The sequence below is a fragment of the Pseudomonas viridiflava genome, from assembly GCF_001642795.1.
In the GTDB taxonomy this organism is placed as follows: domain Bacteria; phylum Pseudomonadota; class Gammaproteobacteria; order Pseudomonadales; family Pseudomonadaceae; genus Aquipseudomonas; species Aquipseudomonas viridiflava.
In genome coordinates, this window is the sequence record NZ_LKEH01000027.1 from 277,508 (window position 1) to 299,558 (window position 22,051).

23 protein-coding genes and 1 tRNA gene are annotated in these 22,051 nt (G+C 59.5%); 16 read left to right on the forward strand and 8 right to left on the reverse strand.

The genetic code is table 11. The features are described from left to right. Window positions 1-5 precede the first annotated feature (5 nt). The 3 genes from AO065_RS16535 to AO065_RS16545 are packed head-to-tail and all read left to right on the forward strand — an operon-like array spanning window position 6 to window position 3,536. A complete protein-coding gene (locus tag AO065_RS16535; protein ID WP_004879500.1) occupies window positions 6-1,562 on the forward strand; it encodes a sugar ABC transporter ATP-binding protein in 1,557 nt (518 codons plus the stop codon). Further along, window positions 1,549-2,553 carry an ABC transporter permease gene (locus AO065_RS16540; protein WP_004879498.1) on the forward strand — a complete coding sequence of 335 codons (1,005 nt, stop codon included), beginning with the start codon at window positions 1,549-1,551 and terminating at the stop codon, window positions 2,551-2,553. The genes AO065_RS16535 and AO065_RS16540 overlap by 14 nt, the downstream gene beginning before the upstream one ends. After that, window positions 2,550-3,536: an ABC transporter permease gene (locus AO065_RS16545; protein ID WP_004879496.1), complete on the forward strand. Its 987-nt coding sequence runs from the start codon at window positions 2,550-2,552 to the stop codon at window positions 3,534-3,536. The genes AO065_RS16540 and AO065_RS16545 overlap by 4 nt, the downstream gene beginning before the upstream one ends. A gap of 9 nt (window positions 3,537-3,545) precedes the next feature. Here AO065_RS16545 and AO065_RS16550 read toward each other — a convergent pair whose 3' ends face one another. Continuing rightward, entirely contained in the window at window positions 3,546-4,784 is a 1,239-nt protein-coding gene (locus AO065_RS16550; protein WP_004879494.1) for an acyl-CoA dehydrogenase family protein, read from the reverse strand. Window positions 4,785-5,063: 279 nt separating this feature from the next. Between AO065_RS16550 and AO065_RS16555 the strand changes: the two genes are divergently transcribed. The 10 genes from AO065_RS16555 (at window position 5,064) to AO065_RS16600 (ending at window position 16,840) form a co-directional block, all read left to right on the forward strand. Continuing rightward, complete coding sequence (locus AO065_RS16555) at window positions 5,064-6,161, forward strand: AMP-binding protein (protein ID WP_004879493.1); 1,098 nt, start codon at window positions 5,064-5,066, stop codon at window positions 6,159-6,161. An 8-nt stretch (window positions 6,162-6,169) separates the two neighbouring features. Next, the gene (locus tag AO065_RS16560; RefSeq protein WP_080597874.1) at window positions 6,170-6,952 is read left to right on the forward strand and encodes an ABC transporter ATP-binding protein; all 783 of its coding nucleotides are present in this window, start codon (window positions 6,170-6,172) and stop codon (window positions 6,950-6,952) included. 160 nt (window positions 6,953-7,112) lie between these two features. After that, window positions 7,113-7,994, forward strand: coding sequence for a branched-chain amino acid ABC transporter permease (locus AO065_RS16565; RefSeq protein WP_004879484.1), 882 nt, complete (start codon window positions 7,113-7,115; stop codon window positions 7,992-7,994). A gap of 21 nt (window positions 7,995-8,015) precedes the next feature. Then, window positions 8,016-9,083, forward strand: coding sequence for a branched-chain amino acid ABC transporter permease (locus AO065_RS16570; RefSeq protein ID WP_004879482.1), 1,068 nt, complete (start codon window positions 8,016-8,018; stop codon window positions 9,081-9,083). Window positions 9,084-9,149: 66 nt separating this feature from the next. Further along, window positions 9,150-10,481 carry an ABC transporter substrate-binding protein gene (locus AO065_RS16575; protein ID WP_004879479.1) on the forward strand — a complete coding sequence of 444 codons (1,332 nt, stop codon included), beginning with the start codon at window positions 9,150-9,152 and terminating at the stop codon, window positions 10,479-10,481. A gap of 4 nt (window positions 10,482-10,485) precedes the next feature. Beyond that, window positions 10,486-11,262 (forward strand): ABC transporter ATP-binding protein, encoded by a 777-nt coding sequence (locus tag AO065_RS16580; RefSeq protein WP_004879478.1) that lies wholly within the window; start codon window positions 10,486-10,488, stop codon window positions 11,260-11,262. Window positions 11,263-11,448: 186 nt separating this feature from the next. After that, on the forward strand, window positions 11,449-12,651 hold the full coding sequence (locus AO065_RS16585; RefSeq protein WP_004879470.1) for an SfnB family sulfur acquisition oxidoreductase: 1,203 nt from the start codon (window positions 11,449-11,451) through the stop codon (window positions 12,649-12,651). Window positions 12,652-12,666: 15 nt separating this feature from the next. Next, window positions 12,667-13,107, forward strand: a complete 441-nt coding sequence (locus AO065_RS16590; RefSeq protein ID WP_004879469.1) for a hypothetical protein — start codon at window positions 12,667-12,669, stop codon at window positions 13,105-13,107. 4 nt (window positions 13,108-13,111) lie between these two features. Continuing rightward, the gene (locus AO065_RS16595) at window positions 13,112-14,512 is read left to right on the forward strand and encodes an LLM class flavin-dependent oxidoreductase (RefSeq protein WP_004879468.1); all 1,401 of its coding nucleotides are present in this window, start codon (window positions 13,112-13,114) and stop codon (window positions 14,510-14,512) included. A 606-nt stretch (window positions 14,513-15,118) separates the two neighbouring features. Next, window positions 15,119-16,840 carry a tannase/feruloyl esterase family alpha/beta hydrolase gene (locus AO065_RS16600; RefSeq protein WP_004881886.1) on the forward strand — a complete coding sequence of 574 codons (1,722 nt, stop codon included), beginning with the start codon at window positions 15,119-15,121 and terminating at the stop codon, window positions 16,838-16,840. Window positions 16,841-16,976: 136 nt separating this feature from the next. Here the strand turns inward: AO065_RS16600 and AO065_RS16605 are convergent. Beyond that, a tRNA-Cys gene (locus AO065_RS16605) sits at window positions 16,977-17,050 on the reverse strand. A gap of 392 nt (window positions 17,051-17,442) precedes the next feature. Between AO065_RS16605 and AO065_RS16610 the strand changes: the two genes are divergently transcribed. After that, complete coding sequence (locus AO065_RS16610; protein ID WP_004881887.1) at window positions 17,443-18,090, forward strand: lytic polysaccharide monooxygenase auxiliary activity family 9 protein; 648 nt, start codon at window positions 17,443-17,445, stop codon at window positions 18,088-18,090. A gap of 1 nt (window position 18,091) precedes the next feature. On the opposite strand, the gene AO065_RS16615 is transcribed toward AO065_RS16610, so the two are convergent. Further along, complete coding sequence (locus AO065_RS16615) at window positions 18,092-18,361, reverse strand: DUF6388 family protein (RefSeq protein ID WP_004881888.1); 270 nt, start codon at window positions 18,359-18,361, stop codon at window positions 18,092-18,094. 137 nt (window positions 18,362-18,498) lie between these two features. Further along, window positions 18,499-18,705: a hypothetical protein gene (locus AO065_RS16620; protein WP_004881889.1), complete on the reverse strand. Its 207-nt coding sequence runs from the start codon at window positions 18,703-18,705 to the stop codon at window positions 18,499-18,501. Window positions 18,706-18,968: 263 nt separating this feature from the next. On the opposite strand from AO065_RS16620, the gene AO065_RS16625 reads away from it, so the two are divergent. Further along, window positions 18,969-19,172 carry a hypothetical protein gene (locus AO065_RS16625; RefSeq protein WP_004881890.1) on the forward strand — a complete coding sequence of 68 codons (204 nt, stop codon included), beginning with the start codon at window positions 18,969-18,971 and terminating at the stop codon, window positions 19,170-19,172. Window positions 19,173-19,226: 54 nt separating this feature from the next. Here AO065_RS16625 and AO065_RS16630 read toward each other — a convergent pair whose 3' ends face one another. The 4 genes from AO065_RS16630 to AO065_RS16645 form a co-directional block, all read right to left on the reverse strand. Next, the gene (locus AO065_RS16630; RefSeq protein WP_004881891.1) at window positions 19,227-19,466 is read right to left on the reverse strand and encodes a hypothetical protein; all 240 of its coding nucleotides are present in this window, start codon (window positions 19,464-19,466) and stop codon (window positions 19,227-19,229) included. 40 nt (window positions 19,467-19,506) lie between these two features. After that, a complete protein-coding gene (locus AO065_RS16635) occupies window positions 19,507-20,286 on the reverse strand; it encodes an NADPH-dependent F420 reductase (protein ID WP_074454558.1) in 780 nt (259 codons plus the stop codon). Further along, window positions 20,261-20,704, reverse strand: coding sequence for a MarR family winged helix-turn-helix transcriptional regulator (locus AO065_RS16640; RefSeq protein ID WP_032650854.1), 444 nt, complete (start codon window positions 20,702-20,704; stop codon window positions 20,261-20,263). The genes AO065_RS16635 and AO065_RS16640 overlap by 26 nt, the downstream gene beginning before the upstream one ends. Window positions 20,705-20,889: 185 nt before the next feature. Further along, the gene (locus tag AO065_RS16645) at window positions 20,890-21,240 is read right to left on the reverse strand and encodes a hypothetical protein (RefSeq protein ID WP_412778563.1); all 351 of its coding nucleotides are present in this window, start codon (window positions 21,238-21,240) and stop codon (window positions 20,890-20,892) included. 330 nt (window positions 21,241-21,570) lie between these two features. Here AO065_RS16645 and AO065_RS16650 point away from each other — a divergent pair, with 330 nt between their 5' ends. Continuing rightward, complete coding sequence (locus AO065_RS16650) at window positions 21,571-22,014, forward strand: hypothetical protein (protein WP_004881895.1); 444 nt, start codon at window positions 21,571-21,573, stop codon at window positions 22,012-22,014. Window positions 22,015-22,051 lie beyond the last annotated feature (37 nt).

A 22,051-nucleotide genomic window follows, 5' to 3' on the forward strand; every position in this document is an offset into this window, starting at 1 on the left:
TGACCATGACTTCAGTGACGTCACCGCCTGCCTTGCACCTGCAAGGCATCTCCAAACGCTTCGGCGCGACCCAGGCGCTGGATGCGGTCAATCTGCGCGTCGAGCCGGGCACCATTCATGGTCTGGTCGGTGAAAACGGCGCGGGCAAATCGACCCTGATCAAGGTGCTGGCCGGCATACACAAGGCCGACAAGGGCAGCCTGAGCGTTCATGGCCAGTCCTTCGACGCCTTCACGCCGCGTCAGGTCGAGTCGCTGGGCGTGCAGTTCATTCATCAGGAGCGTTTGCTGCCCGCAAGCTTCACGGTGGGTGAGGCGCTGTTCTTCGGTCAGGAAATCAGGCATGGCCTGCTGGTGGATCGTCGCGCTCAAGAGCGTGAGGCTGCGCGGCTGATCCACGATTATTTCGCCATGGCGTTTCCCAAAGGGGCGCTGATCCGCGATCTGGACAGTGCCCAGCGGCAGATCGTGCAGATCATTCGCGCGCTGATCGCGAAACCCAAAATACTGGTGTTCGACGAGCCAAGCGTGTCGCTGGTGAAGCGGGAAGTAGACCGCTTGCTGTCCATCGTGCGTCGCCTGCGCCATGAAGGGCTGACGATTCTGTACATCTCGCATTACCTGCAGGAAATCGAATCGCTCTGTGATCAGGTGACAGTGCTGCGCAACGGGCGCGACGTGGCAGTGGTCGATCCGGCCGTGACCAGTACCGCGCAGATTGCCCGGCTGATGGTCAATCGTGAGGTGGGCGAGCTGTATCCCCGGACGCAGGCCATACCGGGCGCCCCGGTCCTTGTATTGAAGGGACTGGGTTCGGGAAACGCCTATGACGGCATCGACCTCACAGTGGGTCGCGGCGAAGTGGTCGGTCTGACCGGGCTGGTCGGTTCAGGGGCCAAGGAACTGCTCAAGAGCCTGTTCGGATTGGTCAAGCCTTCGCGTGGCGAGCTGCTGCTCAACGGCAAGCCGCTGCACTTGAAGTCGCCACGGGATGCTATCCGTGAGGGCATCGCGCTGGTGCCGGAAGAGCGTCGCAGCCACGGCGTCGCCCCGGCGCTGTCGGTGCTGGAAAACATCACACTGGCGAGTCTGGGCCGGTTCAGCCGCTGGGGGCTGCTGGACGGCAAGTCGCAGGTTCGCGAAAGCGAACGGCTGATCCATGAACTGGTGATCAAGACGTCGGGGCAGGGCAGCGCGGTGCAAACGCTCAGCGGTGGCAATCAGCAGAAAGTCGCGCTGGCCAAATGGCTCAGCCGACAGTCGTCGTTGTACTTGCTGGATGAGCCAAGCGTGGGTGTCGATATCGGCGCCAAGACCGAAATCTATCGGCTTATCGCCCGACTGGCCGAGGGCGGCGCTGCGGTTCTGGTGCTGTCCTCGGACCTGCCGGAACTGATCGGCATCACACAGCGCATCGTGGTGCTGCACCGGGGTCGCATCGCCGGGGAGTTCGACGCGCGCACCACCGATAGCGATGAGTTGCTGGCCTGCGCCACCGGGGCCAGTGAGCGCGAGACCGTCTTTGATCATGCCCATGAGGAGCGCCAACATGTCAGGGCTTGAAATTTCCCTTCATCAGTCAGCAAACCCGTCGGCAGGCTGGCTGCTGCGTCTGGCGCAGCGTGGCTCGCTGCTGGTGTTTCTGATCATTCTGCTGGGGTTTGCCCTGAGTGCGCCCAACTTCCTGAGCATCGGCAATCTCAGCAACGTGTTTGCCCAGTCGGCTGTGCTGGGCATTCTCGCGCTGGGGCTGACCTGCGTGGTCATCGGCGGCGGCTCCAACGTGGTTCGCGGTGGGCTGGACCTGTCGCTGGCGGCCAACCTGGGATTGTGTGCGGCCGTCTACAGCAGCCTCAATAACGCAGGGCTGGAAACCTGGCAAGCAGTGGCGCTCACGCTGGGCTGCGGTCTGCTGGTCGGTGCAGTGAATGGGCTGGCAGTGGTGCTTCTGCGCTTGCCGCCGTTGCTGGCAACCCTGGCGAGCATGAACCTGGTCGCAGGGCTGGAGCTGGTGCTGACCCAGAACACCGTGCTGGCCACCGACTCTGCACTGCTGGACGCGCTGGCATCGGGTGAGTGGCTGGGCGTACCGGCCCTGGCCTGGATGTTATTGAGTGTGGCCGCCGTGCTGCATGTGCTCATTCAGCACAGCGCCTATGGCCTGCGTCTTTACGCCATTGGCGAGTACCCGCTGGCGGCAAAAGCGGCTGGCTTGAACCCCCGTTGTTATGTGTTCTCCACTTACCTGATTGCCGGAACCTGCGCAGCACTGGGGGCGTTCTGCTCTGCGGCGGTGTTCAGCGGCAGCACGACCGGCTCTGGCGACCTGCTGCTGTCGGTTGTGGCGATCGCCTTTCTCGGCTCGGTGTTCTCCAGACGGCTGACCGCCAACATTCCCGGCACGCTTTTGGCGACCCTGTTGCTGGGTTTTCTCATCAACGGCTTTCAGTTGCTGAACATTTCCAGCTTCTGGGTCAACGGCGTGCAAGGCGTGCTGATTCTGCTGGTCGTGGCCTTTTCTGGCGCTGTCGGCCAAACGGAGGGTGAACAATGAGTACGCTGACAATGACGGCGTCATCGGTACGCAACAACGTTCTTCCGCGACTGTTGACGGGCACGTTACCGGCGCTGCTGCTGGTCATTCTGGTGTTCTTCGCGCTGGAGGCACCGAGCTTTCTGAGCTGGGGCAACCTGTCGAGCCTGATTCTGAACAACTTCGTGTTGCTGGCAATCGTCGCCGTGGGCATGACTTGGGCGGTGGCGGCAGGCGGTATCGATCTGTCGGTGGGCACCGCAGTGGACTTTGCCAGCCTGGGGTTCGTGGTCGCACTCAATGGCGGGTACGGGCTGGGTGCTGCAGTGGTCGTTGCTTTGTTGGCGGGCGGCGCTGCAGGAGCTTTCAACGCGCTGTTGATTGCCGGTCTGCGCATCTCTCCGTTTCTAGCGACGCTGGGCACGCTGTTCATCGGCACCAGCGTGCAGCAACTGTTGTCGGATGGCGGGCAACCGATCTACATCGCTCAAGGTGTATTGCCTGGCATCACCGGCGTGGTGATTCTGGGCCTGCCGTTGCCGGTCTGGCTGGTGGCGTTATTGGCGGGCGTCTACGGGGTGGTGCTGGCGCGTGGGCGTCTGGGGCGCGAGATTCTGGCGGTGGGCACGCAGCCACAGCTGGCCTATTACTCGGGTCTGTCGATCCGACGCATTGCCGTTCAGGTGTTTGTCGGCAGCGCACTGGCCTGCGCGGTGGCGGGTATTCTGCTCAGCTCGACCGTCAACGCCTACGTGCCGATGTCAGGCAACGCCTACCTGATCAGCGCCATCGGCGCAGTGTTCATGGGCACCACCTTGAGCCGTCAGGGACGGCCCAACATCGTCGGAACGCTGTTGGGTGTGCTGTTCATCAACGTCATTGCCAATGGCTTGTTGTTGATCGGCTGGAATTTCTATTGGCAACAGGTCGCGACCGGGGCGCTGATCTTTCTGGTGCTGGCGTTCAGTTTCGCCAGTCGCCACCTGTTACAGGATACTCACTGAAAAAGCGGCTCAGGCCTTGCCCGAGCCGTTGCCGATCTGCCAGACATAAGGCGGCTCGGTGCCGTTGATGCGCCAGTCGCCGACGATGCGTGCCTTGTAGATCAGCGGATTGTGCGACGCCGCCGTGCGTGCGTTGCGCCAGTGGCGGTCCAAGGCCTTGTTGACGCTGACACCCGATGCGCCGAGCGCGTTGAACAGGTCGGTGGCTGCACGCAGCACCAGCTCCGAGACAATCACCTGCGCCTTGGCGGTTTCGATTTCGGCGGCGATGTTGGCGTCTTTCTCCTGCTGAGCGTTGTTGCCGAACCGGGCCACGTAAGCGCGCTGTAGAGGTTCCGCCGAACGCAGGGTAGCCGCCTCGGCCGCGTAGACCTGCGCTGCAATCTGCCCGACCACCTGCTGGACCTGAGCGTCCTGGCTCACGCTGTCGGCATTGCCGGTGCTGAACACGCGCTTGCGATCACGTACTTCCTGAGCGATGTCGCGCTCGACGGCCCGGCCAATGCCTGCCAGTACGGCCAGCAGCACCAACTGATAAAAAGCCGTCTGGTACTTGAAGCGCTGCTCGAACGGGATCACGTGTTCGGCGGGCAGCGGCACGTTCTCGTAGACCGAGGTGCCGCTCCCTGTGGTGCGCTGGCCGAATCCGTCCCAGTCATCGCTGTGACGCACACCAGCATGGCGCGCATCGACCACGGCGATCACGTCGGCGCCGTTATCTGCACGTTGGGCATACACGTCGATCCAGTCCGCGAAGATGCTGCCGGTGCTGTAGAACTTACGGCCGTTGAGCACAAAGCCGGCGCCCTGGGCGCTGACCTTGGTGATCACGTCGCCAATCTTCACCGCGCCGACTTCGGTCCAGCCGTTGCCGACCAGATCACCTGCAACAAAGCGCGCGAACCATTTATCCCGGTCCGGGCTTGGTGGCGCATTCAGGCGGTCTTCGACAAAGGCGAAGTGCGCGCGCAATGCTTGCGGAATGTTCGAGTCCGCTTCAGCCAGTTCGATCAACAACTGAAACAGTTGACCGACCGAGGCACCGCCGCCGCCATATTCCTTGGGCACGCGGACCGCGCCAAAGCCTGCCTGCTTGAGCCAGGCAATGGGTTCATGGGGCAGGGCGCGGCCTTTTTCGCGCTCGACCGCACCCGCGCCGATCTCACGAAAGATCGGGCGGAAGCGGTGGGCGAGGGTTTCGTAGTCGGTTCCAAGTGACAGTGGGTTGGCGTCGGTCGATAAAGTCATGCAGTACTCCTGAGCGCTGGAAGATTGGCACTCGGCCAATGAAAGGTCGCTCAGGTCATTGCATAGTCTGTGCCTGAATCTAATATATTGATTTTAAAGACTATTTAATTCCATGGCCGTTATAGATGTTGGCCGCGCAACAGCGCCTCAACAGCTTGGCTGCAAACCGAACAGCACCCGGTTTGCCTCAGGCGTCGCAAGTCATTGATCTGCATGATTTTCCCGGTATGGCACGTTCGCTGCTATGGCTCCTTCGATCCCCTCTCGACGGAAACCTTCATGCCGCATTCATTGCCTCAGGCATTGCTGATCCAGGCTCAGACCCGTAACAGACAGATCGCTCTGCGTTACAAAAAGCTTGGCATCTGGAAGACGCGTACTTGGGGCGAGGTGGCGCAGGACGCTGACCATCTCGCCGAGGCATTGCATCTCAAAGGGTTCAAAGCGACGGATTGTCTGCTGATCATCAGTGAAGCCAACGCCGAGGCGTTATTACTGACGCTGGCGGCGCAGGCGCTGGGCGGCAGTGTCAGCCTGATAGAGCCGTCGATGGACCATCGCCACTGGCTGGCGAAGGTCAAGCCTCGTTACGCGGTCGTGCAGAACCTTGAGCTTGTCGCTCAGTTGAGCGATGCCGAACCTGACGTGGTGATCGTGCTGGACGACCGCGGCCTGCACGATGCGAAAGATGCGCGTCTGGTTGACTATGCCGAGTTGCTGAAGCCCGCTGCTAAAGGGATCCGGAAGCCGTTGATCGACGCCGCAGCCTGTGCGTTTGTCTTTCAGACGCCTCAAGGTGAGCAGCGACTGACCCATGCCGACTTGCTCAATGGTGCTCGGCAACTGATCGACATCCAGGCCATCACCGAGCGCGACCAGGCATTGGCGGCCCGCGTATTTGCCGCCAGCGGCCAGGCCCGTTACCTGCTGGCGCCCTGGCTGGTGGCCGGTTTCTGCCTGAATTTCCCTGAGTCACTGAGCACCCTCGATAACGACCGGCGCGAACTGGGGCCGACGCTGGTACTGGGCACTCGGGAGTCCTATGCGCGGCTCGAACTCTGGGCAAGGGAACGCTTGCCGTTGCCAGGCACATTCGCCCACGCGTTGTATCGGTGGGCAATGGTGCCTGCCCAAGGCGTGATCAGACGCCAGTTCGGCTATTGGCTGATCCGTCGTCCGTTGCTGGATGTGCTGGGCATGAGCAGTCTGAGCAAGCCTTTACTGGCCGGTGAAGCGCTGACGCCGCAGAGCCATGCGTTCTTTGCTGCGCTGGGGATTCTGCCTCGCCCACTGAATACAGCTGCTCAGGTCAAGCCAATGCTTGAAGCCGCCATTGATGGCTATCAGCTGCCGGTTCTGCTGGGAGCGTCGGCATGAGCGCACGCCTGTCTACACCGCTGCTGACGCTCGATGATATTTCCTTGTCTTTCAAAGGCGTTAAAGCCGTTACTTCAATCAGTTTCTCAGTAGCTACGGGTGAAATATGCGCTTTGATCGGGCCGAATGGCGCGGGGAAAAGTTCGCTGCTCAATGTGATCAATGGCGTGTACCGGGCGCAGAGCGGCTCCATTCAGTACGCAGGCACGACCCGTAAGCGCATGCGCCCGCATCAGGCCGCCGAGAGCGGCATTGCCCGAACGTTTCAGAACATCGCCTTGTTCAAGGGCATGAGCGTGCTGGACAACGTGCTGACCGGTCGCAACCTCAAGCGTCGCAGTACCTGGCTTGAGCAGATGCTGCGGGTGGGGCGGGCGCCTGCCGAAGACGATGAGCAACGCGCCCACGCCGAGCAGGTGATTCGGTTCCTGCGCATCCATCCATGGCGCCACGCACTGGTCGGCAAGCTCTCCTATGGCCTGCAGAAGCGCGTCGAGCTGGCGCGTGCCCTGGCTGCAGAACCGCGCCTGTTGCTGCTGGACGAGCCGATGGCAGGCATGAACGCTGAAGAGAAGGTCGAGATGAGCCAGTTCATTCGCGACATCAACCGCGAACTCTGCACCACGATCGTGCTGATCGAGCACGACATCAGTGTGGTGATGGGCCTCAGCGATCACGTGGTGGTGCTGGATTACGGCCGCAAGATCGGCGATGGCACGCCGGAGCAGGTGCGCAACGACCCGCAGGTGATCGCCGCGTATCTCGGCACACGCCGTTCTGCTTCGGATTAGCGATGTCGCGCAGCAAACAACGGACTGTGGGAGGCGGCTTGCCGGCGATGAACGATGACGCGATTTTCCTGAAACACCGCATCGCCGGCAAGCCGCCTCCCACAAGGAAAAATAGAATTTCTTCAGTGGTTTACAGGTTGTTTGAAGAGGTAGCTGAACCATGGAATTTTTCTTTGAAGTACTGATTGGCGGGCTGCTGGCCGGGGTGATGTATTCGCTGGTGGCGATCGGTTTCGTGCTGATCTACAAGGCGTCCGGCGTGTTTAATTTTGCTCAGGGAGCGATGGTGCTGTTCGCGGCCCTGACATTCGTCAGTCTGCTGGAGCGTGGTCTGCCGTTCGGGTGGGCATTTCTGGCGACGCTGGCGAGCATGGTCGTGCTGGCGCTGCTGATCGAGCGTGTGGTCCTGCGGCCGCTGGTCAATCGTCCGCCGATCATACTGTTCATGGCCACGCTGGGCCTGTCGTACATGATCGAAGGCCTGGCGCAGGCGTTGTGGGGCGCCCAGGTTCACGGTCTGGACCTGGGCATCCCTGACGAGCCGCTGGAAATTCGCGGCATGTTGCTCTCGCAGTTCGACCTGTTCGCCGCAGGCACTGCGGCGGTGCTGGTCATCGCGTTGTCCGTTCTGTTCAACCGCACCCGCATCGGTCTTTCCCTGCGCGCCGTGGCCGACGATCCGCTGGCCGCGCAGGCGGTGGGTATCCGTCTGCCGCGTATCTGGGCGGTGGTCTGGGCCGTGGCAGGGTTTGTCGGTCTGGTGGCGGGACTGCTGTGGGGCGCGCGGCTCGGCGTGCAGTTCTCCCTGTCACTGGTGGTGCTCAAGGCGTTGCCAGTGCTGATCATCGGCGGCTTCTCGTCCATCGGCGGCGCCATCGTCGGCGGCCTCATTATCGGCGCGGCCGAGAAACTCGCTGAAATCTACATCGGCCCGATCATCGGCAGCGGTATCGAAAACTGGGTGCCGTACGTGCTGGCCCTGTTGTTTCTGCTGGTACGTCCCGCCGGCCTTTTCGGCGAGCGGACCATCGAGCGCGTCTGACTTTCCATAAGGATCATCGCCATGCTCTATCGAGAAGCCGGACAACTGGCAGGCTCCTACGCCGCCGAGCGTCGACTGTTTCGTTTGCGTCAGGACCGGGTCGGGCTGCTGGCCTTGCTGGGATTTGCCTTTGTCGTCGTGCCACTGACCGGCAACGACTATTGGTTCAGCGCGATTCTGGTGCCGTTTCTGGTGCTTTCGCTGGCAGGTCTGGGCCTGAACCTGCTGACCGGTTACGCCGGGCAACTGTCGCTGGGTTCTGCGGCGTTCATGGCCGTCGGTGCGTTCGCCACCTACAACCTGCAACTGCGCGTACCGGGCACGCCGTTGCTGCTGGGCATTGTCTTCGGTGGGCTGGTCGCGGCGGCTGTGGCGCTGCTGTTCGGGCTGCCCAGCCTGCGCATCAAAGGCTTCTACCTGCTGGTATCGACGCTGGCGGCGCAGTTCGTGGTCGAGTGGGTGCTGACCCGGTTCAGCTGGTTTACCAATGACAACGCATCGGGCGTGATCACCTCGCCACCGCTGAGCGTGGCGGGACTGGATTTCAGCTCGCCGCAAGGTCGCTATCTGCTGACCCTGACGCTGGTGACCGCGTTGTTCTGGCTGGCCAACAACCTGATCCGCAGTGAGCTGGGTCGCACCTGGATGGCGGTGCGCGACATGGACACCGCCGCAGCGGTCATTGGCATCCGGTTGTTCAAGGCCAAATTGTTGGCGTTCGCGATCAGCGGTTTCTATCTGGGGGTTGCCGGTTCGCTGTGGGCGTTTGCCTATCTGGGCACGGTCGAGCCCCATGGTTTCGACCTGAACCGCTCATTTCAGGTGCTGTTCATCATCATTATCGGTGGGCTGGGCAGCGTTTCCGGCAATTTTTTCGGTGCTGCCTTCATTGTGCTGCTGCCCATTCTGCTGGGCCATATCAGCGCCTTGCTACCCGTCGGCCTGATCGATTCCGGACAGCTGGAAAACATCCAGAAAATACTTTTTGGCGCCCTGATCATCATCTTTCTGATCAAGGAGCCCGAAGGACTGGCGCGCCTGTGGCAGCGCTTTCGTCAGCGTGCGCGGATCTGGCCGCTGCGCTACTGATCGATCGTTTGCGAGTAAGTATTTCCCTCACATCAACAACAACCTCAAACCTTCAAGGATCTGCCCATGAAACCCCGAACATCCGTAGTGCGCCTGATGCTGGGGCTGGCCTTGTTGGCTGGCGGACTGTCGACGACTGTCCAAGCCGCCAACGAACAGTATTTTCCTCTGCAAAGTTACCGGGTCGGGCCTTATGCGGCTGGCGGCACCGGTTTCTTCGGTGGCTTCATCGATTACCTGCAATACGTCAATGCCAATGGCGGGGTCAATGGCGTCAAACTGACTTGGTCAGAATGCGAAACCGAATACGTGGTGGAGAAGGGCGTCGAATGCTACGAGCGCCTGAAGGGCGGCCTCAATGGCGCTCCCGCGGCGGCGACCAATCCGTTGTCGGTCGGCATTGCCTACGCCACGCTCGATCGTTCCACGGCCGACAAGCTGCCGCTGATCACCATCAACCACGGACGCACCGATTCCACCGACGGCAGCGTGTTCCCGTATGTGTTCCCGCTGCAGTTGAACCCGTATTCCGAGGTGTCGGCCATCGTCAATTACATTGGTCAGCGTGAAGGCGGGCCTGAGTCTCTGAAGGGCAAGAAGATCGCGGTGCTTTATCACGGCTCTCCTTATGGCAAGGAAACCAACGGCGTCCTGGAAACCCTCGCCAGGCATTACGGTTTCGAGCTGACGACACTGGAAGTGCCGCATCCCGGCAACGAGCAGCAATCCCAATGGCTGAATATCCGCCGTCTAAAACCGGACTGGGTGATCCTGCGCGGCTGGGGCGTGATGAACCCGGTGGCGCTGAAGTCGGCGCAGAAGGTCGGGTTCCCGGTGGATCACATCATCGGCAACATCTGGAGCAATTCAGAGGAGGACGTGATCCCCGCAGGCGCAGCCGCCAAGGGTTTCATCTCCATCACCACGCACCCGTCCGGCACTGACTTCCCGGTGCTGCAGGGCATCAAGAGCGCGGTGCTCGATAAGGGACAGGGCAATCTGGCCGACCCCAAGCGTTTCGGTACGGTGTACTACAACCTGGGCGTGGTGAACGGCATTCTCAATGTCGAGGCGCTGCGCATCGCTCAGGCCCGTTTTGGCAATCAACCGCTGACCGGCGAGCAGGTGCGCTGGGGCTTCGAGCACCTGAATCTGGACGATGCGCGCTTGCAGGCGTTGGGTGCAAAAGGGCTGGTGCAGCCGCTGAAGCTGTCTTGTGCCGATCACGAAGGCGGCGGTGCGGTACGTTTTCAGCAGTGGGACGGGCAGCGCTGGAATCTGATCAGTGACTGGGTGCAGGCCGACCGCGCCTTGCTGCGGCCGATCATCGAAGCGTCTGCGGCACAGTACGCCAAGGAGAAAGGCATCACTGCGCGCAACTGCAGCCAGGAGCAATAAGGCCATGAGTTCGACCCCGCACGCCAGCCTGTCTGCCGAGGTGTTGTTATCGGTGGAGCAGGTCGAGGTGTTTTACGAGCAATCCATCCTCGCCCTGCGCGGGATCAGCTTGCAGGTCCGGCAGGGTCAGATGGTTGCGCTGCTGGGTGCCAACGGGGCGGGCAAAAGCACGACCCTCAAGGCGATTTCCAGTCTGGTGCGCGCCGAGCGTGGCGAGGTGGTCAGCGGCCGGATTCAGTATCAGGGCCAGACGACCACCGCCAGTGATCCTTCCGTGCTGGTGCGTAACGGGCTGTCGCAGGTGCTGGAGGGCAGACACTGCTTCACGCACCTGAGTGTTGAGCAGAACCTGCTGATCGGCGCGTTTGTTGCCAGACCGTCGCGGGCCGAACTCAAGGCGCGACTGGAAAAGGTTTATGGCTACTTTCCCCGGCTGAAGCTGTTGCGCAAGCGCCTCACAGGCTACACCTCGGGCGGTGAGCAGCAGATGGTGGCCATCGGGCGGGCGCTGATGTCCGGGCCTCGCCTGTTGCTGCTGGATGAACCGTCCATGGGGCTGGCGCCGCAGGTGGTGGAAGAGATCTTCGATATTTTGGGACGGCTTAATCGCGACGAGGGGCTGAGTCTGCTGGTCGCCGAGCAGAACATCAGTCTTGCGCTGGAGTACGCGCACTACGCGTATGTGCTGGAGAACGGCCGGGTGGTCGAATCCGGCGTTGCCGCAGAGCTGGCCGCGCGCGAGGACATTCATCATCACTATCTGGGTGCAGCAGCGCATTGAGTGCGCTGCTGTTCTTCCAGCAACAGCGTTCGAACAATATGTTCATGTAAATACTTTTTCCACTTTAAGAATATCTCACAACCCATTGTTTTTAATTGGATTACCTTTTAGGCATGACCTGTGCACTACCTGAAACATGTGGGTTGAATCGTTTTCAACCTGTTATCGATGATCAGGAGCCTGCCCATGACCCAACCGGTTAAAAGCCCGCCAAGGGCCCATGTCATTGCATCGGATGCCGAGGCCATTGAGGTCGCCAGAACGCTGGCTGTGCGTTTTGCCGAAGAGGCGTCGGTTCGTGACCGCGAGCGTCGTCTGCCCGTTGCCGAACTGGATGAGTTTTCCGCCAGCGGCCTGTGGGCAATCACTGTGCCCAAGGCCTACGGTGGCGCGGGAGTGTCTTATGTGACGGTTGCCGAGGTGATCAAGATCATCTCCGCAGCCGACCCTTCGTTGGGACAGATTCCTCAGAATCATCTCGGTATTCTCGACATCCTGTTGCAGACTGGAACCGAAGAGCAGAAGCGCCATTACTTTGCCAAGGCGCTGTCGGGCTATCGCTTCGGCAACGCGTTTTCGGAATCCAAAAGCAAAAATGCTGGCACCTTTCAGACGCGCATCCGCTTCGACGGCGAACACGCAGTGGTGGACGGCGAGAAGTTCTACTGCACAGGAGCACTGTTCGCTCACATCGTGCCGGTGGTGGGTGTGGATGAACAGGACAACGCATTTATCGCCTTTGTGGAGCGCGACAATCCGGGGCTGACGATCATCGACAGCTGGGACGGCTTCGGTCAGCGCACCACGGCCAGCGGCGGTGCGGTCCTGAAGGCGGTGAGAGTCCCCAGGACGTCCGTGATACCGGCGCATCGGGCGTTCGATGAACCCACGGCTCATGGCCCGATTTCGCAGATCATTCAGGCGGCTGTCGATACTGGCATCGCCCACGGCGCGTTCGAGGAAACCCTCAGGCATGCGCGTCTTGCGCGGCCATGGATCGACAGCAAACAGGACTTCGGCTGGCAGGACCCGTTCAGCATCGCAACCATCGGCGATCTGCAATGGAGGCTGCACGGCACAGACGCGATTCTGGCCAAGGCCGGGCAAGCCATCGATCAGGCACTGGCCGCACCCAGTGAAGCCAGCGTTGCACACGCCTCGGTGGTGGTGGCTCAGGCCAAGGTGCTGTCGGCGCAGATTGCCTTGCTGATCAGCAGCAAACTGTTCGAACTGGCTGGCACCCGCTCTGTGCTGGGCTCGCTGAACCTGGATCGCCACTGGCGCAACGCCAGAACCCACACGCTTCATGACCCCGCCCGCTGGAAATATCACCTGATCGGCAATCGCGTACTCAACGGTGTCGCGCCGCCGCGCCATGCCTGGAACTGATCGAGGAGCAGTCATTTGTCTCATCCAACTATCGACACCCAACTGGCAGTCGCTGCCGAAGACCTGAGCGACGCACGGCGAGGCTTGCAACAGACCCTCGATTTTTTGCGTGAACAGGGCCTGCCCTGGGCGTTCAGCGATGTGCAGCGCATCGTCGAGGACCCTTATGTGATCGGCAAGATCGGCGATCTACAGATTCGCATCGACCTGGCGGCAGCACTGCTGGAGCGGGCACAGACGCTTGACGGCTCGCCCGAACAGCGTCTGATCGCCAGCACCGAAGCGGTCATTGCCAGTGCCGATGCATTGCTGGCGGTGGACAACGTCCAGCATGAACTGACCGGCCAGCGTCAGTCCCTGCCGCCGCAGACCGGTCGCGAACCGCTGCGCTGGCACTATCAGGTGCTGGGCAACCATCGCCTCAACGGCGTCGCGCCGCCCCAGCTTCAGGAGTGATTGCATGTCCCGTCAAATTCGCCTCAATGCCTTCGACATGAACTGCGTCGGCCATCAATCGCCGGGCCTGTGGGCGCATCCACGTGATCGTTCCTGGCAATACAAGGACCTGGAGTACTGGACCGATCTGGCAAAAATTCTGGAGCGCGGCAAGTTCGACGGCCTGTTCATCGCCGATGTGCTGGGTATTTACGACGTCTATCGCGGCAACGGCGAGGCGGCGATACGCCAGGCCACGCAGGTGCCGGTCAATGATCCCTTGCAACTGATTCCGCCGATGGCGCTGGTCACCGAGCATCTGGGCTTCGGACTGACTGCTTCACTGTCGTTCGAGCATCCGTACCCGTTTGCCCGACGCCTCTCGACTCTGGATCACCTGACCAAAGGCCGGGCAGGGTGGAACATTGTGACGTCCTATCTGGAAAGTGGGGCGAAGAATCTGGGCCAGAAAACCCTGACCGAACACGATGCCCGCTATGACTACGCCGAAGAGTATCTGGAGGTCTGCTACAAGCTCTGGGAAGGCAGTTGGGAAGAGGGCGCTATTCTGCGCGACCGGGAGCGACGCGTGTTCAGCGACCCGAGCAAAATTCATGAGATTGGTCATGTTGGCAAGCATTTCCAGGTACCCGGCATCCACCTGTGCGAACCTTCGCCACAGCGTACGCCCGTGTTGTATCAGGCCGGTGCGTCCAGCCGGGGCAAGCAATTCGCCGCCGAGCATGCCGAATGCGTGTTTGTCGCCTCGCCATCGAAAGCGCTGCTGAAGAAAACGGTTGCCGACATTCGTCGGCGAACGGCCGAAGCGGGTCGGGATCCGGCCAGCGTGCTGATTTTCAACCTGCAGACCGTGATCCTGGGCGAGACCGATGCCAAGGCGAAAGCGAAGTTCGAGGAGTACAAAAGCTGGGTCAGCTATGAGGGCGCAATGGCGCTGATTTCCGGCTGGACCGGCATCGACTTCAGCCAGTTCAGACCCAACGAACCCCTAAGGCATGTGCACACCAATGCCATCCAGTCAGCCGTGGAAACCTTTTCTACCGCCGACCCCGACACCATCTGGACCCCACAGGCACTGGCCGACTGGGTCGGCATCGGTGGTTTTGGCCCGTTGTTCGTCGGCAGCCCGGAAACCGTCGCCGATCTGTTGCAGGAATGGGTCGAAGACACCGATGTCGATGGCTTCAATCTGGCCTACGCGCTGACCCATGAAACCTTCATCGATGCGGTTGACCTGCTGGTGCCAGAGTTGCAGAAGCGCGGTGTCTACAAAACCGAATACGCCCAGGGTACGCTGCGCGAAAAGTTGTTCGACAGCGGGCCGCGTCTGCAGGCACCTCATCCGGGCGCGGGGTTTCGTGATCTGGCGGCGCTGGCTCGCCAGCGAGAGCCGCAGAGCGCCTGAGCGTCCTCGTGGAATACGATGACGAGCTTTCCCCCCCGCTCTGTGCTCATCGTTGTACACAAATCCGCAAGGCGCGCAAAACGCAGCGGGACTCGGGTATAACGCTGAGCACAGGCATGGGCATGATCGGCGTGCTTGAGATCACGCTGATCGTTCCTACGCTCCGCGTGGGAATGCCTCCCAGGACGCTCCGCGTCCGCTCTGGAATGTGGCGCAGGTGCGTGGCCAAGCTCCAGCGTTATCCACGTCATGCGCTCGGCTCACTGAATCCTCAGTCTGTGCCATTTGTGACGCGGAGCGTCACNCGGCATACCCACGCAGAGTGATGGGCACGATCAGTGTTGGGGCGGACCTGTGTATAACGCCGAGCGCGGAACGATGGGCACAATCAACATCCTCCCCAATGGTGTGACCCGCCTGCATGCCTCGGCGCAGAGCCTCCATGTCACCGTTTACAACGTCATGGATGAACGCCGGAATCTGTAATCATCTCCCTGGCTAACCTTTGAATCGAGAGACGCCCCAAACGTTTTAATGACACCTGCTGCGCGGTCGGGCATTGCCCGCTCGCGCTGCAGTCTTGATCCATCATGAACAGGAGTTCTCATGAAACCGACGATGCCGAGTCGTTCCAGCGTATTTGCGCTATTGGTCATCTCTTTCTTTCCGCTGACCCCGGCGCTGGCCCGAACGCCGTCCTCGAACGTGGCCGATAACCTGGCCCAACTGCCCGTCGTCACGCCAGTCACTGCCTGCGCGGCGCTGACCCAGACCGATCTCAGTGATATTGGCGGCTCCGGCAGCCGAGTGGTGTCAGCCAGCGAATCCAGCCGTGATGGCGTGGCGGTGTGTGCCGTGGAAGGCTTGCTGGCGCCGCAGATCGGTTTCAAGCTGGAACTGCCGACGACCACTTGGGCGCAACGTTATCTGCAGGTCGGCTGCGGCGGCTTTTGTGGCCACAGTGATTCAAGGCCGGGCGTTGCCGACAGTTGCAAGCCGCTCAAGACGGGCGCGTTTGCCGTGGCGTCCACCGACATGGGGCACAAGGCGGTAGACACCACGTTCGGCGACGATCCGCAGAAACGTGCGGACTTTGCCCATCGCGGCGTACACCTCACGGCACTGGCGTCGAAGAAGCTGATCCAGACGTTCTATGGCCGCAAGGCTGAATACGCATATTTCACCGGCTGTTCGGACGGCGGCCGTGAAGCGCTGGTCGAAGCGCAACGCTACCCGGAAGACTTCAATGGCATCATCGCGGGCGCCGCTGCGCTGAATTTTCAGGTGCAGAAAGTGTTGTTTCACGGTTGGGTAGCACGCGCCAACACCGGTCCTGATGGCAAGCCGATCATCCTGGCGTCCCGCCTGCCGATCCTGCACAAGGCGGTGCTGGCGCAGTGCGATGTGCTGGATGGACAGATTGATGGTCTGATCTCCGATCCCAGGCTCTGCCGCTTCGACCCCTCGGTGGTGCAGTGCAAAGTGTCTGCCGACACCGCCAAATGCCTAACGGCGCCGGAAGTGGAGGCCGCGCGGCGTATCTACGACGGCCCGAAAGATCCGGCCAGCGGAGAAAGGCTGATCGTGGGCGGTCCGCAACCCGGTTCGGAGTTGGCCTGGGCGGGTCTTTTTGTGCCTGTTTCTGCTGATCAGCCTATCGTCAGTCAACAGATCGCCGAGCAGTCCATTCGCAGCCTGGTGTTCGAAAACAACCCTCCGGCAGACTTCAAGCTGGCCGATCTGCGCTTTGACAAAAGCACCTTCGAGCGTCTGCGTCCGCTGCATGCGCTGTACGACGCGACCAATCCCGATCTCGCGCCTTTCGCCAGCCGTGGCGGCAAGCTGATCCTCTGGCACGGCTGGGCCGATCCGCAGGTCTCGCCCCTCAATACCCTGGCCTATCACGAGGCGGTCGAGGCTCACATGGGCAAGGCGCGCACTGAATCCTTTACGCGGCTGTACATGCTGCCCGGCGTCTACCATTGCGGTCGTGGAGAAGGGCCGAGCGAGGTAGACCTGCTGACTCCGATCATGGCCTGGGTGGAAAAAGGTCAGGCTCCTGGCGCCATCGTTGCCCGTCAGTACCAGCCGAAGCCGGTCGACAAGGTTGTTGCAGCGAGCCTGCCAGCGTTCATGACCAGAGAAGACATTTCCAATCGCGGTCGCACGCGCAAGGTGTTCCCGTATCCGTACATGGCCGAGTACGACCACAAGGGCTATTCGAAACGCGCCAACAGCTACCAGCGCTCGGAACCGCTGACGGCCGAGAAGACACCGAAATGGGTGGGCAGTGGCTTCTTCCAGCCTTACGAGCCGTTGCAACACTGATCGCCCGGCAAGTTTTCGACGCAGAACGAAGGGGCGTGATCAGGTAACTACTGATCGTGCCCATGCTCTGACGTCAGCGCATTTCTGTGAGGCAATAAAAAACCCCGTCAATCGAAACTGACGGGGTTTTCAAGAGTGGAGGCCGAGGTCGGAATCGAACCGGCGTAGGCGGATTTGCAATCCGCTGCATAACCATTTTGCTACTCGGCCTCAAACATCTGATGCGTTACCGCTGCATCAAACGTAGTAAACTTTTCGGAAGAGAAATATCTTTGTCTTCCAACCCGTTGAATCTTAAGGGTTTTTTTCAATTCCCCAGTCGGGAATGGACGCAATTCTGTACTGGTTCGAATGGCATGTCAAGAACGGGGCGAAAATAATTCATCGGGTGTCGTAAGCGGCGATGCATTCGGGGCAATCCGTTGAGGCTTCATTCACAGCTAGACGGCAGGGAGGCATGTTGTCGGGTGAATTGCAATGCTGGTAGGCAGTGCCTGAGCCATAAGGTACTGGCAGATTTGAGAGGTGGTCAGCAGCCAGGGGTGGAGTTTCAATCATTGGGCAGGTAGTACAGCCTGTTTTTAATGATGGAGGTGACGAATATGACTGATGACAGAAACACCAAGAAGCCGAAGCACGGTTGGGTCATCTCTCCTGCCAGCCGAGGCTCGCGAGCAATTGAGCTTCGCTTTTTGCAGGAATGGGAAGTCGATGAAATGGAAGGAGGTAAAAACTTTCCTGAAACTGAAGCAGGTCCATTCCCGGGGCATACCGGAGACGTGCCCAGTAAAGAGCCGCCCCCTGACGAATACATTTTAAGCGGGGGCCACAAGGAAGATAACCGTGGAGACTTGAATTTCACCAATCAGGAACTGCTGAAGAAGTATCCAGAAAGTGATCCAGGCTGGACTGTCCTGCCGGTCAAGCCGGGTGCTGATTTTGTCGTTGAATGGAAGTACATGGCCGAACATATTACGCGCGGCTATCGCTGGTTTATCACCAAAGATGGCTGGGATGAGAACGCCCCTATTACACGTGCACAGCTCGACCGGGAGCCCTTCTATGAAACGATCAGTCCTATTGAACCTTTCGATCAGAGCATGACACCTGACGAAAAGGTGTCAGCTGTCTTGCCAATCAGCAAGACAGGACACCACGTGCTTATCCTGCTCTGGATCGTAGCGGATACGCCCAACGCGTTCTATCAGGTGTTTGACGTCAACTTTTCCGAAACGGACCCGGACGCCTGACTCAGCCCGCCATCCGCATCCGACGTTCTTCGCGCAATTGCTCCAGCTCCGAAGGCGTGCGGGCCAGAAGCCTCAGGGCAAAGTCATGAGGCGTTGTGTCGCGTTCCTGTGCTGCCCGCAGGAACGCTGACCGTGCGTGCTCCGCACGACGTTCGCTGATGAACAAACCACCTGGGTGACGATTGAAGTTGGCCAGCTCCTGCTGAAGCTGTTCATCGCGACGGATGAAGATTTCGAGCGCCTGATTGATCTGAGTGTCCGTGAAAAGCATGTGTTTCTCTCCTTGAAAATATCGACCGATACCTCTATCGGCGGACCTGAGCAAATGTTGTGTGCAGTTCGTCGGCGAAGGTTCGCCAGTTGTATCAGCCGGCGCCGAACTCCTGGCACCGACAGTTTTTTTCAGGTTCAGAGTGAGTAGGCGGTGGCCTGTGTCTGAATAGCTTCGTTGATGGCCGCGATGGCGTGCGGCGGCATTTGCTCGATGGTCAGGAATGACGGCGTTTCAAAGACCTGTAAAACAGGCGTGCAGGGCGCGTCCAGCCGAGCCGACTCAGTTTCCAGTGCTGATAAGTGCTTCGCGTGGTTCGCTGCGATTTCACTGAGAGTTGACACGGTGCATCTCCTGATGACTGAACGGCATTCCAAAGGGTGGCTGACACGCCAGAAATACATCGTTCTGGCGCAGTCATAGCTCCCTGTAGCAAGCCGCGAGCCAGACCGCTCACCGGTTGGCGCCAAAGTCTGACAGACGCACCCAAGTCAACACACATAAGACGTTCTGATTCCGCTTGTCTGTTTTCAGGCACTTCCAGTTGCCCGCTATTTTCTCACCTGTAAGCGCAGATACCCTGCGGCACATGTTTGAGGAGCTAATCATGAGTATTGAAGACAATGGTCCCGAAAACGCCTATCCCGGTCCGGCAAAGCCCGGTAGCGAGGAAGAGGTTTATCCGGATAAGGAAAGCGACCAGGCTGATGACGAAGACACCTCTCGCAACGACCTGAGTGACGACCCGGACATGCCGGTCAATCCTCCGGTTGATGAAACAGAGGTTCCGTCGCTGGGCAGCGGCGCCTGAAGTACGTCACGAGCGCCAGACCCCGCCCAAGCGGGGTCTTTTGCGAAGTGCTGTTTACAACTGTTTACGAGCTTCAGCCAGCTTGCGTGTCATGACCTGACTGAACAGATCTTCAAGTGCTTCGATACCCTGCGCCGACACTGTATCGGCACAGGCCAGCCCTATTAAAAAGCCTTCGCCGACACCACCTGCCGTCGCCATTTCCAGCAAGCCGTCAGCGATTTCGATTCGTTGCGCAATACGGGCTGCCTCGGTCTTTATCGCTGGCGGGAGGGCCATCTCTTCGAGTTTCATCGGTGCATTCCTCGTTGACTGAGGGTACATCGGCCGCTTTTCATGCCGTCATGGCACGATTGGAAGCGACCATTTGTTCGCGAGTCAGTTGGCCACCAGAAGTCGTGAACCGGGTAAACAACGCATCCCGGTTTTGAGGCACGCGTGCTTTATCCGCTGCATCCAAAGCCAATTCGAGTTCTGGCAGCGTCAATTCGGTGCAGTAGGCGGGTGTGCCTGGCTGCTGACGCCACGAGTTTTCAAGATCGCCGGTGGCCAGCGCATCGAAGCCCGTATCCTCTACAAGTCGCTGCGCAATTGCCACTGCGTTCACGTCATCGCCCGCTACAGGCAAGGCTATGCGTGATGAGGAGCCGGCGGGCTGGCCTTGTTCAATCAGCGTCGCCGAGAGCACCGCATTCCACGCCTTGACGACAGGACGGCCAATTTGCTCGCTGATCCAGACACTCTCTGCCTTGCCATCATCGACTTCCTTGATCGCCCCGTCACGTACCGGGTAGTAGTTGGACGTATCAATGACGACGACTGACTCGGAAGCTTTGCTCAACGTGTCGCGAAGATCCGGGTATTTTGCGAAGGGTATCGAAAGGATGATGACGTCCACATCTGCTACCGCCTCATCCTTGGTGACTGCGCGTGCGCCGAGTTCATTGGCAAGCGCCTGGATGCTCTGAGGGTCTTTCGAATTCGCCAGTTTGACGTCATGGCCGCAGGCAGCGAGCTTGCGGGCGAGGGTAGAGCCGATATTGCCTGCGCCGATAATTCCGACTTTCATTTGGATAAACTCCTTGCTGTCATTTGGCTGGGTGAGCGAATGCATTGAGCGTGTCACGAAGGTCCAGCAACCCTTCGGCTGTGAGCTGACACGCTGATTCGATCTTCTCGGTAATGCCCCAGAGCTGATGCCGCAGCGCTTCGCCTGTGGCCGAAAGCGCCACAAGTACCCGGCGCTCATCGGCCCGATCACGGGTGCGAGTCACGACGCCCAGAAGCTCAAGCCTCTTCAAAAGCGGCGTGATCGTGCCGGTGTCCATACCCAGCTTCGTACCCAGGTCGCCCACTGCACGAGGCGCGGCGCTGAAAAGCTCCAGCATCACGAGGTATTGGGGGAACGTCAGGCCAAACGGCTCCAGAAGCGGCTTGTGCAACCGCGCCATCCGGTTCGCTGCGCTATAGAGCGCGAACGACAGCTGCTGGCCGACTTCTCTGCGGGTGGGGGTGTGGTTTTGATTTGGCATTTATCTAGTTGGCTATTATGTAGTGTGCTAGATAAATTAGCGGCTTTGGTAGGGATGATCAAGCCTTGGATGTGGCTGAAGGTATGAGCGGTCGCGTTTAAGCAGACTATATCTGGAACCTGTGACTGTGCTCGCGCAGCAGGCTGTCAGCGAATCGCCCCGACAGAACCGGGGCAAGGTCGGGATCAGCTGTGTACAGCCCGAAGCGGCTGAGGAATCTCACCTTCAGACTGGGCACCGTGTGAAGGATTTTCTCCCCATTTTTCAGGGCTGATGTCGGCGGTGCGGAGCAACTGCCTGTGATGGTCGATGATGCGTTTCAGTGAATCGATCTGACCCCAGGAGTCGGATGCATTTCGCAGCAGATCGGATATCCGGCTATCCGCCGCCTTGAGCTTCGTCGAAAGCTTTTCCCGCTCTGCCGAAGCGGTGCTGTGCATGTCGATCATCTTGGCCAGGTGCTGCCGATATCGGCTTACCTCACTGCGCAACAGCCGGTTTTCTTCACTCACGATATGGGCACGCTGCCGGATCATTTGTTCTTCGGTCGGGTTGTAAGCCCAATCGTCGGCGATATCTGTGTCCATAGATGCATTTCTCGAGTGCTGTATGGGTATACAGTAATCGAAAATTGCTGTTTTGGGGAGTGGTGTTCGTCGGCAGGACGCCGAGAGGGGGCAAAATCAGGAACGGTAGATGTGATCAGTTTGTCGGGGCACGCTCTTATATCGAAAATCTGGAAACCATTATTGAACAACTTTGTTTTTTACATCGAAGCTCCCTGCTGCCTGCGCATAAGGTGGTAAGTCGATTGGGGATGAGGTATTACGGATGACCGGCATGACGCCGGATCAACGGAGCTCAAGATGGCAGTCAGGCTGGTGGACAGGTTGTGGAGCAGGATCCTCGATCGCGACGCATTCGCAAAGCAGGCGCTCAAGGAAAAGATCATTGAAGTTCAACAGCTCGAAGAGACTATCAGGCTCAATGAAGGCCCCGAAGTCGCTAAAGTCGCGCTGAAAGACGGCCTGATTGTTCATGCCCTGCAACGTTGTCTTGAAAATCTGCAAGGATCCAGGACGGTCACGGAACAGGATTATTGGATCAATTACGAATTCGCTACGGCCGCTGCCAAAAACGCGGAAGAGATCCTCAATGACGAGGATGAGATCAGCAACGTGCAGTTCGGGATAATCAGTGAGGAGTACGTGCTAATCAATGAGGATGAAATCATTGATGAGGCTGATGAGATTCTTGATGACGAGGATGAGATCAAGGAGGAAGAAACTAGGGATGAGGAAGAAGAGTGACGATCACATTGGCGGACGATCAGATTTGAACCCTTAT